Raw genomic sequence first — 12,604 nt, 5'->3', positions numbered from 1 at the left:
AGTTTATGTCTGGTGGCCATAGCGAGGTGGTCCCACGCCTTCCCATCCCGAACAGGACCGTGAAACGCCTTAGCGCCGATGATAGTGTGGCATTCGCCATGTGAAAGTAGGACACCGCCAGACGCCCCATTGCGAAGCCCAGCTCACACGAGCTGGGCTTTATGCATTTGTACGGCATGGCGCGAAGCCTTGTTTTTTCCCATTTCTGCCGCTTGTCTTTCCCTTCTGTCTTGATTTAGTTGCCGCTTGTCCAGCCGAACTTGCCTGCATCCGCTTCTCTATACAATCCTGAAAAATAGCTTAAGCAACGGGAATGGAATGGGCCGGCGAGCGACGTTGGGGGGCTTCACCATGGTTGAGCTATTGGTGGCCATTGCGGTGGTGGGGATTGGCCTGGCATTGGCGGTGCCGGCGTTCAACCAATTCATCGACACGAATCGTTACCAGGCGCTGTCGCGCGCTTTGGTGGCGGACATGACCAATGCCCGCGCCGAAGCGATTCGCCGCGGCGTGCCAGTAGGTGTGTGCGCATCCACCGATGGCAGCAGTTGTTCCAATACGGCCAGCAATTGGTCGGTGGGTTGGTTGGTTTTCGCCGATCTCGACGGCAGCGGCTCGCCTTCGAGCAGTGAAATTCTGTCAGTGCATAATCCTGGAGGCGCAGCGGTTGCTTCTAGCACGGTGGCCGGTTTTCGTTTTGCGCCTAGCGGCGAGGCAAGGGGAGCGACGGCTAGCGGCACGCGCCTGACCACCACGTTGCAGATTCAGTTTCAAAGCCAGACCACTACGGCCAGCAGTACGGTGCAGGTAGCGCCGTACGGCTTGATCAGCGGGAATTGAATATGCGAACAGGGAAGAAAGCGGAGGCCGGGTTTTCCTTGCTGGAGGTGCTGATCTCAGTGCTGGTCGTGGCGCTGGGCTTATTGGCCATGGCCGGCATGCAGCTGAAGTCTATCCGCGATTCGCATGATGCTTATATGCGCAGCCTGGCCTCGGAGTTGGCGGTGGAGGCGGCTGAGCGGGTGAGAGCGGCGACCGGCGATCAGATTTATGCCTTGAACTCCGCCAGCAATCAGATGGATTTGAATAGCGCGCTGGGATGCTACGCCTCCGGGGTGGCGACGTCGGAGTGTACGAGCAACATCGCTTCCATTCAGAACATCGCGGCGTCTGATACCGCCTATTTCGCCTCAGCGACTACCAGCATGTTCGGCTCTGGCTCTGTGCAAGTTCTGTTGAAAAAAACGGACGGCACGACGGCCAGCACCTTAAGCGCTTGCAGTTATAGCCTGGCCGGCGCTTCCGGCACAGGCACGGCCTGCCAGGTTTCAGTCAGCGTCAGTTGGCAGGAAAAAGCGGCGAGCGGCACCACGCCCATGCAAACCCAGACCTTCGAGTACCGATTCCGATGAAAACCTTGGCGATGCGCAGCCGCCATGAACGCGGCATGACCTTGATCGAGCTGATGGTGGCGTTGACGCTGGGCTTGATGGTGGTGCTGCTGGTCGGCCAAGTGTTCTATTCCAACAAGACCGTGTTTCGCAGCCAGGCGGCGCAGGCCGAGGTGCAGGAGAAGGGGCGTTTCGCCATTCGCTGGATATCGGAACAAGTGCGTCAGGCCGGCTATGTGGACACCACCAGGTTGGCCAATGGCCTGGCCGTCAATTTCCCCGCCAGCGGCACGACATTCACGAGCGCGGGCACGGTGTTGCTAGAGGCGAGCGGCACTTTGAACTACCGCTTTTACGGAAATAACGATAATCAGATCATAGATTGCCAGGGCAGTCCGGTGGCCAGCGCGTCGACGGCTTATAATTTCGCGATTGCCCGTACCGCCAGCGATGTGATGACCTGCACCTCGACGGGCAGCACCAGCACGGTGCTGAGCGGGGTGAAGCAGTTGGTGCTGATGTACGGGGAGGATCTTAGTACCCCGGCAGACAATGTTCCTGATATATACCGCTCTGCTGGGAATGTTGCCAATTGGATGAATGTACATGTGGTGCAGGTGTGTATTCTGGTGGAGTCGGACACCCAGTACACCGCGCCCAGCGGCTACTCGGTAACCGATTGCAATGGCAACGCTTATCCGGCCGCCGGGGTGTCCAATAACGGCAAGTTGGCGCGCACCTTCCGGACGTCTATTTTCTTGCGGAACAATCTGTCATGACGGCCAAGACGCGACAACAGGGTTTTTCATTACTGGTGGCCCTGATTTTTCTGACCGTGTTGGCGATGCTCGGTTTCGGGGCGGTGCGTTCGGCGCTGATGGAAGAAAAACTGGGCGGCAACAATCGCGAGCGGGCCATCGCCTTCATGGCGGCGGAAGTGGCGATGCGTCAGGCCGAGACTTATATCGCCACGGCCGACAATCTGCCGGCGAGCGGCACCACGGCGAGCGGCACTGTCGCCGTGCCCAATTCGGCCGCGTCCGCCACCTATACCATCAGCTATGTCAGCACCAACGGGGGGCGCGATTACTACCGCCTGCTGGCGACAGGCTACGGCGGTCGCAAGACCCTGTTGAACACAACCCAGACGCAATTGGAGTCCGTCGTCTGGGTGGAGCAGTAAGGAGACGGAATATGGCGCGCATCATGTTGCGAGGTTTCTTGAGTCTGATCTTGGCCCTGACCCAGGGAAGCCTGGCCTGGGCGTTGACCATTCCGACCCAGCCCCTTTTGCAAAACACTTTGCAAGTGAACCCGATCAATCTGCTGGTGATGGGCAAGAGCCATAATCTGTTTGTCGCGGCTTACAATGATTATACGGACCTGGACGGAGTCGGGATGCCGGATATTGGCTACAAGCCCAAGTCCATCGACTATTACGGCTATTTCGACTCCTTCAAGTGTTACACCTACAGCTCGTCCAGCGGGGCCTTTATCCCTTACGCCACGACCAGCGACAAAACCTGCGACGGCTCGCACTGGAGCGGGGACTTCCTCAACTACGTCACCATGTCGCGCATCGATGTGCTGCGCAAATCGCTGTATGGAGGCAAGCGGATCAGCGCCTCTCCAGCCACGCTGATTCGCTCCAATATCCCGCTGGACGCCCATGTGTGGGGAAAGTCTTTCGGCAGCGTCATCTCGACCAGCCCCACGGTGTCCTTGGCCTCCTACGTCGATACCACGCTGGGCGTGTCCAAGTATGAAAACGGCGCAGGCACCTCCACCAGCACCATAGCCAGCATGCTGTCGGCGGGCCGCAACATTGTCATGGTGAACATGGACAACGGCAGCTATCCCGGTACGCCGGTGCTGCGGATCGCGGCGATGGATCCCACCAAGAACGTGATGACGGACTGGGTTAGCACCGAGAGCAACGGCAAGCTCTCGCAGAACTTCACCGCCCTGACCCTGCAAGTGCGGGTTTGCGTGGCGGGCTTGCTGGAGAGCAACTGCAACCAGTACGGCAGTAATTACCTGCCTACCGGTCTGTTGCACAAGTACGGCATCAGCAGCAATATGGAGTTTGGCTTGTTGACCGGCTCTTACGACTCGCCGCAGCTGGGCGGGGTACTGCGCGACGCCATCGGCAAGTTTGGCAACGAGTTGAACAGCGACGGCACTTTCAAGGCGGGAGGCATTGCGGATACGATCGATCGTCTCAGGATCAACAAGCCCAGCTCTAGCTACGACACTTCCACCAGCGGCAGCGGCAACTGGGGCAACCCTGTGGCCACTATGTATTACGAGGGCCTGCGTTATCTGGCGGGCAAGAGCGGGCCCAAATTCATTACCGGCTCCACCTCAATCGATACCAGTACTTTGGGCCTGCCCAAGATCAGCAGTTGGACCAATCCCTATAACGGCAGGGCCTGGTGCACCAAGCCCTTCGTCACCGTGATCAGCGAGGCCTTGACCTCTTACGACAGCCAGATGCCGGGTTCGCCCTGGGGCTTCTCCTACAGCAATGATTTGAGTGGGATGAACGTCAGCCAGCTGGGCAACACGCTGTGGAGCTACCAGTTTGGCAGCGGTAGCAAAAACGTGATGATAGGCGAGGTGTCCGGCGGCACCGCCGACGGTTTGCCGACCAGCAAGTCCGCCTCCAACTTCGACGTCCGCGGCTTGTCGCCGGAGGAGCCGACGCGTCAGGGTAGTTTTTACGCGGCGATGGCCGCCTATTATGCGCGGACCAATATCCTGGTAACGCCGACCAGCCCGCCCAGCGGCGCCACCCTGGCGCCGGTGCGCACTTTCGCGGTGGGGTTGTCGTCGCCCTTGCCCAAGATCACCGTGCCCTTGACCGGCGGCGCGGTCACGCTGGTGCCCTTCGGCAAGGTGGTTATCGGCGCAAGCAACACCTTAACCATCACCAACTTCTTCCTGACCAGCGCCGCCAGCGATGGCAGTTCCTATTCTTTCCAGGTGAACTTCGACGATAGCGAGTTCGGCAGCGACTACGACTTGGACGCGATCGCAACTTATCAGATTACCAAGGTAGGTAGTAACCAGGTGCAAGTGACGGTCAACTCCACTTATGCGGCCAGTGGCTACGCTAACCACCTGGGGTTCATCATTTCCGGCGTGCAGCCCCTGGCCGGAGCCTCTGCCGAGAACAAGGCTGGCGCTTATCTGGTGGTACGCGAGAATGAAACAAGCAGTGCTACTCAATGCATCGGTACTAGCAGCGGGCAGTCCGGTTATAACCCGCTGAACTACGGCCTCAGCAGTGCTAGCTGCAAAGTACTGCCGTTGACCTTCTCCGCCACTTTCACACTGGATCCCACCAAGGGCTCGACCACCTTGTTTGAGAGCCCGCTATGGTATATGGCGAAGTATGGTGGCTTCACGGACAACAAGACCAATCCCAGCAACCCTAATTCCTTCGACCCCAATAATGTCTGGCAGTGGGACGCGGACGGCGACGGCAACCCGGATAATTACTCGCTGGTCAGCAATCCCTCCAAATTGAATGCCCAGCTGGATCAGGCTTTTCAGAACATCAGTAACCAAAATGGTTCGGGTTCGGCAGGCGTGGGCAGCAAGTCCACGATCAGCGGCGACACCTATTACTACGAAGCCTCGGTCAACAGCGCGGACTGGTCCGGGGATTTGAGTGCCCGCAAGATTCTGGTCAGCGGCACCAGCCTGTCCCTGAGCAATCCCTTGTGGAACGCTAAGCTGAAGGTGAGCAGCGACACCGGCCGCCAGATCATCACTTCCAGCGGCGGCATCGGCGGGGGGCAGGCCTTCCAGTGGTCCAGCCTGAATACCGTGCAGCAGCAGGCTTTGCGGGCTTCGTTGACCGAGCTTAGCTCGGTGACGCAAAGCCGGCTGACCTATCTGCGGGGCAGCCCGGCGAACGAGGGCTACGGCAGCACCCAGTTCCGGCCGCGGCCCGCCACCAAGCTGGGGGATATCGTCAATTCCTCGCCGGCTTACCTCCCTGCGCCGGCGAGCGGCTCCAGCGATCCCAACTACAATACCCCTAGCTACCAGTCCTTCGTGGGGAGCAAGGGTAGTCGTTCCTCCATGGTGTACGTGGGCGCCAACGACGGCATGTTGCATGGCTTCCAGGCCACGACCGGCATGGAACTGTTGGCCTACATTCCCTCGCCGGTATTCGGCAATCTGAACCAATTGGCCAGCAACTCCTATACCCATAATTTTTATGTCGACTCGACCCCGGCCGCCGTCGACGCCCAGATCGGCACCACTTGGGGCAGCTACCTGGCCGGCGGCCTGGGCGCGGGCGGCAAGGGCCTGTATCTGCTCGATATCACCAGCCCGGACAGCTTCAGCGAAAGCAGCGCCGCTTCCATCGCCAAGTGGGAATTCAACGCCACCAACGATCTGGATATGGGCTATGTGTTTGGAGCGCCTCAGATCATCAAACTCAATGACGGCAAGTGGTATGTGGTCAGCCACAATGGTTACAACAGCACCAACGGCGACGCCACTCTGCTGATTCTGTCGCTGAACCCCAGCGTCAGCTGGATCCTGAACAACAACTACTACAAGCTCTCCACTTTGTCCGGCACCGCGGTGTCGCCCAATGGCCTGTCCAGCATCGAGCCGGTGGATCTAGACGGCAACGGTACGATAGACGTGATCTACGCGGGGGACCTGAAGGGTAATTTGTGGAAATTCGACCTCAGCTCCAGTACTCCGTCCAATTGGAAAGTGGCACTGAACGGCGTACCGTTGTTTAGCGCGAAAGACGGCAGCGGCGTGGCGCAGCCCATCGTGCTGGCACCGGTGACGGCTACCATGCCGGTCAGCAACGGCGCTACAACGGCGAGCAACACTAACCGGATGGTGATGTTCGGCACCGGCAAGTACATTGAAAGCTGCGACAAAACCAGCAGTTGCAGTGCGGAATCCAACAACCACAGCGTGTACGGCATTTGGGACTGGGGCGCGCCGGTCTGCGATCGTCGCCTGTTGTTGCAACAGACCTTGTCCACCAATGTGATCAGCGGCACCACTTACCGGCAAGCCACCAATACCTCGATCAGCTGGAAAGACTACACGCTGGCCAATGCGACGGCGAACCAGAGCTGCTCGACACAATACGGCTCGATCAGCTCCTCCTCCGGCAAGCTGGGCTGGTACGAGGATTTGAACATCAGCGGTGAGCGAGTGGTGGGGATGTTGAACTATTATTCGAAGACGCTGGAGTACCAGACCTATATCCCCTCTTCGGATGCCAGCGACATTTGCACGCCCAAGGACGCCGCCTATATTCTGCGGGTGCAGTACGACAACGGCGGCGCAGGGATCAAGCCCAAGCTGGCGGACACCGTGGCGCAAACGACGGACTCTTCCGGCAACTACAAGCCCATCATCGGCAAGCAGATGGGCGGTTCGCTGGGGACCACCGATTTTGTCTTGAGCGGCAAGGTCTTCTCGCTATCCAGCAGCACCACGGGGAGCACCTCAATCACCGGCTGGAATCTGGCACGCAGCTGGAAGCGCGTCACCTGGCGCGAACTGATCAATAACTGAGGGCGGGGAATGAAATATTGCAACAGGCGGACACGGAGTACGCTTTCCGGCTTCACCTTGATAGAGCTGATCATCGTGGTGGCCATCGTCGGCATCTTGGCCAGCATCGCCCTGCCGGCGTACACCAACTACGTGCAGCGCACCTATCGGGCTGAAGCGCAGACCGAGTTGCAAGCCATTGCCCAGGCTCAGGAAAAATACTTCACGCTCAATAACGGCTATGCATCCACGCTGACGGCGCTGGGCTACGCCTCCTCCAGCCTCAGCAGCCAGGATAGCCGCTACACCATCACCATGGGCGACCTGAGCGCCTCCGCCACGCTGGCCAATGGTCAGGGATATTCGCTGCAGGCGGCGCCGGCAGGGGGGCAGGTGGGGGAAAGCTGTGGCACGCTAAGCCTGAACAGCCTGGGCAGCAAGGGAGCCGCCAGCGGTACCGTTAGCAATTGTTGGCGCTGAGGGCGAAACGCGACAGCCTTGCGCGGAGTGTGTGGCTTGGTTAGCGGCAGCGGTGGGGGGCTGTGGTATCCTTCGCAACTTGATGTCCGTGGGGGACGAGTCCGCCCATGGACGATTGCCGAGTTTGAAGGAAGCCGATGTCCTACCCGACGCCTTTGTTCGAAAATAAAGTCTGCACCCAGGAACAGCTGGCGGAGAAGCTGGCCGCCTTGCCGCGTCCCATCGTTTTTACCAATGGCTGCTTCGATATCCTGCATCGCGGGCATGTGACTTATCTGGCGCAGGCGCGCGCCTTGGGCGCCAGCCTGGTGCTGGGTTTGAACACCGACGCTTCGGTGCGTCGTCTGGGCAAGGGCGACGACCGGCCCATCAATCCTCAGGACAACCGCGCGGCGGTATTGGCGGCGCTGGAAAGCGTCAGCCTGGTAATCTGTTTCGACGAAGACACCCCGGCGCAATTGATCGAGCAGGTGCGTCCCGACGTGCTGGTCAAAGGCGGCGACTGGACGCCGGACAAGATCGTCGGCAGCGCTGAAACGCTGGCGCGCGGCGGTTCGGTGCATTCCATACCTTTCCTGTTTGATACTTCCACTACCGCTACGCTGCACAAGATCCGGGCCAACGAGGCCAAGCAGTGAGCGAGCATGCTTTTGCGGTGCTGCGTCGTCTCGCCGACGGCCGCTTCCATTCCGGCGAGGACATCGCCGGCGAACTGGGGTGTTCCCGCACCCTGGTTTGGCAAGCGGTGCACGCCATCCAGCAGGACTTGGGCGTCACCGTGTTCAGCGTGCGCGGCCAGGGCTATCGCTTGGTGGCGCCGTTTGAATGGCTGGACGTGTCGGCTATCCGCGATGGTCTGGACGAAGCGGCAGCGGACACGTTTACGCTGGCGGTGGCGGAGCGTACGGACTCCACCAACTCCCAATTGTTGGCGCGCGCCGCCAGCGGCGGCCTGCATGGCTTGGTGTTGGCGACGGAGCTGCAAACCGCCGGGCGGGGCCGGCTGGGGCGACGCTGGCAGGCGCGGCTGGGTTCGGGCCTGACCTTCTCCCTGCTGTGGCGTTTCGACCGTGGCCTGTCCCAACTGGCCGGGCTGTCCTTGGCGGTGGGAGTGGCCTTGGCGCGGACGTTGCGGCGCTTGGGCGCGCCGGTGGCCTTGAAGTGGCCGAACGATGTGCTGCTGAACGAACGCAAGCTGGCCGGCATCCTGATCGAGCTGTCCGGCGATGCGCTGGGGCCAACCGCGGTGGTGATAGGCGTCGGCATGAATGTGAGCGATCCGGGCGAAGTGGACCAGCCGGTGGCCTGTTTGGCCGAGGCCGGCGTCAAGCTGGCGCGCAGCGTGCTGCTGGCGGAACTACTGAACGAATTGCATCGAGTGCTGAGCGATTTCGACCGGCATGGCTTCGTGCCCTTGCGTCAGGAGTGGATGAGTTTGTCCGCACATCAGGACGCGCCGGTCTGTCTGAGTTTTTCCCATGGCGACCCGGTACAGGGTGTGGCGCGCGGCGTGGCCGAGAGCGGCGAGCTGCTGGTGGACACCGCCGGCGGGATGAAAACCTATCACGCCGGCGAGGTCAGTTTGAGGAAGCTGGCATGAAGTTGTTGATCGACGCCGGTAATAGCCGGGTCAAATGGGCGGTGCATGATGGTCGCGGCTGGTTGGTGCGGGGCGCGGTGGAGCACGGCGAGATCGCCGGCCTGGCCGAAGCCTGGCGGCAATGGCCGATTACGGCCGCCTGGGGCGCGTCGGTCGCGCGCGAGGAGGTGGCGAAAGCCTTGGCGGCGGCGACGCCTTGCCCCTTGCGCTGGGTGCGCGCGGAGGCTGGCTTCGGCGATGTGCGCAATGCTTACCGCAACCCTGCCGAGCAGGGCGCCGACCGCTGGCTGGCGGTGCTGGCCGCGAGGCAACTGCATCAGGGCGATGTAATCGTCGCCTGCGCCGGCACCGCTCTGACCGTGGAGGCCTTGACGGCCGAGGGCGAATATCTGGGCGGGCTGATTGTGCCTGGGTTGAATCTGATGTTGAGCAGCCTGGCGCTCAACACCGCCAATTTAGACCGTTCCGCCGGGGTGGTGACGTCGTTCCCGCAAGGGACCGAAGATGCCTTGGCCAGCGGCGCGGTATTCGCGCTGACCGGCGCGGTGGAAGCGCAGCGCCGGCAATTGCAAGCGCATACCGGACGCGCTCCGGTGCGGGTGCTGCTGACCGGCGGCGACGCCGCGAGCTTGGCGCCTTGGCTCGCCGGGCCGGTCGAGATCGTGGATAATCTGGTGTTATTGGGCTTATTAAGAGTGGCCGACGAAAAATGAAGTGGTTTCTAGCCTTGGTCGTGGTGCTGAATTTGTTGGTGGCGATGTATGGCTCGTTCAAGCAGCGTCCGCCGGCGGACGTGCGGGCGCAGGAAGTGAGCCCGGAGTTGGTCAAGCTGCTGCCGGCTAACTGGAGGCCGAACGCCGCCTCCGCGCCGGCCGCTTCCGCTCCGGCGGCGGAGCCTTTGCGCGAATCCTCCGGGCCCAAAGCGGACAAGCCCGCCGCGGCCAAGAAAGCTCCGGAAGCGTCCGCGCCGAAAACGGCGGCGGCCAAAGTGGAAGCCGCCAAGCCCGAACCAGGCAAAGCGGACGCCAAGTCCGAAGCAGCCAAGCCGGCGGATACCGCCGTGGCTTGCTTGCAATGGGGGCCGCTGGACGAGAAGCTGCTGGCCAGAGTCAAGGGCGGCGTGCCGCAACTCAAACTCAAGGCCGGCCAGCTGAGCGAGGCCAGCAAGGAAGAAACCGCCGGCGGCGGGCGCTTCTGGGTTTACTACCCGCCGTTGGCGACTCAGGCGGAGACTTCGACGCTGTCGTCTGAGCTGAAGGGCAAGGGCTTCGACAACTACATCGTCAAGAGCGACGATTTCAAAGGCCATCTGTCGCTGGGCCTGTTCGGCAAGGAAGACGCGGCCAAGGGCTTGGCCGCGCGACTGAAGGCGGCGGGCTACGACAAGGCGCTGGTGCAGCAGAAGGGGCAGAAGGCGAGCAAGACCACACTGAGCTTCAAGACGCTGGACGCGCAGCAGGCCGACAAGCTCAAGGCGCTGCAAAAGCGGCTGACCCCGGGAATCGGCCTGAAATCCTGCGGATGAGGCGGCTAGTCTTGATCTGACTGCTTGCCAGCGCCGACGCGGCGATGCACTATCAAGCATCGCCCGCGGCAGGGCGCAGGCGCAGTGTCTTCATTTCTCAGATAGCGGCGGCCATTGGCCGCCGTTGTTCATTCTGTCAGCAGGATATGTCCAGACGAACCAACATCACCCGGCTGTTGGACCGGGGTCGTTTCAATGACCACACCTTGCGGCATTTGGGATGGTCCATGGCCTTCATCGCCGGCGCCCTTAACGCCGGAGGCTTCCTCGCCGTGCACCGCTACACCTCGCACATGTCCGGCATCGTGTCCGGCATGGCCGACGAATTCGCGCTGGGCGAGGTCACCTTGGGCTTGTCCCTGCTGGTGATGCTGTTGTGCTTCATCGCCGGCGCCATGCACAGCTCCTGGCTGATACTGTGGGCGCGTCGGCAGCGGCTGCGCGGGGGTTACGGCGTGTCCATGATGGAGGAGGCCGGCCTGCTGCTGTTGTTCGGCTTGCTGGGGGCCGCGCTGTCTTTGCACAAGGGCTTTTTCACGCCGTTAACCGTGATGCTGCTCTGCTTCATCATGGGCATGCACAACACCATCGTTACCAAGTTGTCCGGTGGCCTGTTGCGCAGCACCCACATGACCGGCATCGCCACCGACATCGGCATAGAACTGGCCAAGCTCAGCTACTACGGCCGTAAAAGCATGCCCAAGGTTAAAGACGTGCGCGCCAACCGCGTCAAGCTGCGCACTTATTTGCTGATCCTGCTGTCGTTTTTCGGCGGCGGCGTGGTGGGCGCGCTGGGCTTCAAGCATATGGGATACAGTTTCACCCTGCCGTTGGCGCTGCTCTTGTTTTTGTTGGGCTTGCGCCCGGTCTGGTACGATGTTCGGCTGCGTTTCCGGCTGTGGCGCATCCAGCTGGAAAGCCATTGATTAGATTGGTTCTTGTGCGTGCGCATCGCGGCAAACTCCAGAGTTCCGCCCCAAGGGGGGCGGCAGCCTTAAGCCGTCGGCTGTGCAAGATAGACGGTAATCGTCGGGACGCCTGAGCCCGGCGTACTCTCTTGCGGAGAGTCTTCATGAGCGAAACCATTTTCGGCGACGGCGCGATCCGCCGTCAGGGCCTTCACGGCTCTTCCATTGAAAACACCTATGCCGGCGTGCTGTCCTTCATGCGCCGCAACTACAGCCGCGACCTGACCGGCGCCGACGTGGTGGTGTCCGGCATTCCGCTGGACCTGTCCACCACTTTCCGCTCCGGCGCGCGGCTGGGCCCGCAGGCTATCCGCGCCGCCAGCGTGCAACTGGCCGAGCTGAGCCCCTTCCCCTGGGGCTTCAACCCCTTCGACGACCTGGCGGTGATCGATTACGGCGATTGCTGGTTCGACGCGCACAATCCGCTGACCATCAAGCCCTCCATCATCGAACACGCCCACACCATCCTGGCCTCCGGCGCCAAGATGCTGACTTTCGGCGGCGACCACTTCATCACCTACCCGCTGCTGATCGCGCACGCCGAGAAATACGGCAAGCCGCTGGCGCTGCTGCACTTCGACGCTCACTGCGATACTTGGCCGGACGATGAGCCGGACAGCCTGAATCACGGCACCATGTTCTACAAGGCGGTGAAAGATGGCCTGGTGGATCCGAAGAAGTCGGTGCAAGTGGGTATCCGCACTTGGAACGACGACTTCATGGGCATGAACGTGCTGGACGCACCCTGGGTGCACGACAACGGCGTGGACGCCACCATCGCGCGCATCAAGGAAGTCATCGGCGACAGCCCGGTTTATCTGACTTTCGATATCGACTGTCTGGACCCTGCGTTTGCACCGGGCACCGGTACTCCGGTTCCAGGCGGCCTCAGCAGCGCCCAAGCCTTGAAGATCGTCCGCAATCTGGGTGATTTGAATATCGTCGGCATGGATGTGGTGGAAGTGGCGCCCGCTTACGACAACAGCGAGGTCACGGCCATCGCCGCCGCGCATCTGGCCTGTGACATGCTGTGCCTGATGCGCAACAAGAAGCTGGCCGGCACGCTTTAAATCGTTGGCGTATGCAAGAACGC

At 61.2% G+C, this 12,604-nt stretch carries 12 protein-coding genes and 1 rRNA gene; all 13 read left to right on the top strand.

Annotation, left to right across the window (positions count from 1 at the left end):
- The first annotated feature begins 8 nt into the window (after positions 1-8).
- The 13 genes from rrf to speB all read left to right on the top strand — a co-directional run bounded on the left by rrf (position 9) and on the right by speB (position 12,581).
- A 5S ribosomal RNA gene (gene rrf, locus B0T39_RS19805) occupies positions 9-123 on the top strand.
- 195 nt (positions 124-318) lie between these two features.
- Positions 319-840 (top strand): GspH/FimT family pseudopilin, encoded by a 522-nt coding sequence (locus tag B0T39_RS19800; RefSeq protein WP_081549654.1) that lies wholly within the window; start codon positions 319-321, stop codon positions 838-840.
- A gap of 2 nt (positions 841-842) precedes the next feature.
- On the top strand, positions 843-1,412 hold the full coding sequence (pilV, locus tag B0T39_RS19795; RefSeq protein ID WP_052052115.1) for a type IV pilus modification protein PilV: 570 nt from the start codon (positions 843-845) through the stop codon (positions 1,410-1,412).
- Positions 1,409-2,170, top strand: coding sequence for a PilW family protein (locus tag B0T39_RS19790; protein ID WP_081549652.1), 762 nt, complete (start codon positions 1,409-1,411; stop codon positions 2,168-2,170). The genes pilV and B0T39_RS19790 overlap by 4 nt, the downstream gene beginning before the upstream one ends.
- Positions 2,167-2,574: a pilus assembly PilX family protein gene (locus B0T39_RS19785; protein ID WP_081549650.1), complete on the top strand. Its 408-nt coding sequence runs from the start codon at positions 2,167-2,169 to the stop codon at positions 2,572-2,574. Before B0T39_RS19790 ends, B0T39_RS19785 begins: the two co-directional genes overlap by 4 nt.
- Before the next feature lie 11 nt (positions 2,575-2,585).
- Positions 2,586-6,959 (top strand): pilus assembly protein, encoded by a 4,374-nt coding sequence (locus tag B0T39_RS19780; protein WP_081549648.1) that lies wholly within the window; start codon positions 2,586-2,588, stop codon positions 6,957-6,959.
- 57 nt (positions 6,960-7,016) lie between these two features.
- On the top strand, positions 7,017-7,418 hold the full coding sequence (locus B0T39_RS19775) for a type IV pilin protein (protein WP_303245586.1): 402 nt from the start codon (positions 7,017-7,019) through the stop codon (positions 7,416-7,418).
- Between the two features lie 137 nt (positions 7,419-7,555).
- Positions 7,556-8,056, top strand: coding sequence for a D-glycero-beta-D-manno-heptose 1-phosphate adenylyltransferase (gene rfaE2 / locus B0T39_RS19770; protein WP_081549644.1), 501 nt, complete (start codon positions 7,556-7,558; stop codon positions 8,054-8,056).
- A complete protein-coding gene (locus B0T39_RS19765) occupies positions 8,053-9,018 on the top strand; it encodes a biotin--[acetyl-CoA-carboxylase] ligase (RefSeq protein ID WP_254894608.1) in 966 nt (321 codons plus the stop codon). Before rfaE2 ends, B0T39_RS19765 begins: the two co-directional genes overlap by 4 nt.
- Positions 9,015-9,731 (top strand): type III pantothenate kinase, encoded by a 717-nt coding sequence (locus B0T39_RS19760; protein ID WP_081549642.1) that lies wholly within the window; start codon positions 9,015-9,017, stop codon positions 9,729-9,731. Before B0T39_RS19765 ends, B0T39_RS19760 begins: the two co-directional genes overlap by 4 nt.
- Positions 9,728-10,543, top strand: a complete 816-nt coding sequence (locus tag B0T39_RS19755) for an SPOR domain-containing protein (protein ID WP_081549640.1) — start codon at positions 9,728-9,730, stop codon at positions 10,541-10,543. Before B0T39_RS19760 ends, B0T39_RS19755 begins: the two co-directional genes overlap by 4 nt.
- Before the next feature lie 146 nt (positions 10,544-10,689).
- Positions 10,690-11,469, top strand: a complete 780-nt coding sequence (locus B0T39_RS19750) for a YoaK family protein (protein WP_019100843.1) — start codon at positions 10,690-10,692, stop codon at positions 11,467-11,469.
- 146 nt (positions 11,470-11,615) lie between these two features.
- Positions 11,616-12,581, top strand: a complete 966-nt coding sequence (gene speB / locus B0T39_RS19745) for an agmatinase (RefSeq protein ID WP_081549638.1) — start codon at positions 11,616-11,618, stop codon at positions 12,579-12,581.
- The last annotated feature ends 23 nt before the right edge of the window (positions 12,582-12,604 follow it).

The organism is Chromobacterium haemolyticum (genome assembly GCF_002081825.1).
GTDB classification, from domain to species: Bacteria; Pseudomonadota; Gammaproteobacteria; order Burkholderiales; family Chromobacteriaceae; genus Chromobacterium; species Chromobacterium fluminis.
The sequence above is the reverse complement of the archived record's forward strand: the minus strand, read 5'-3'. Positions and strand labels throughout refer to the sequence as shown.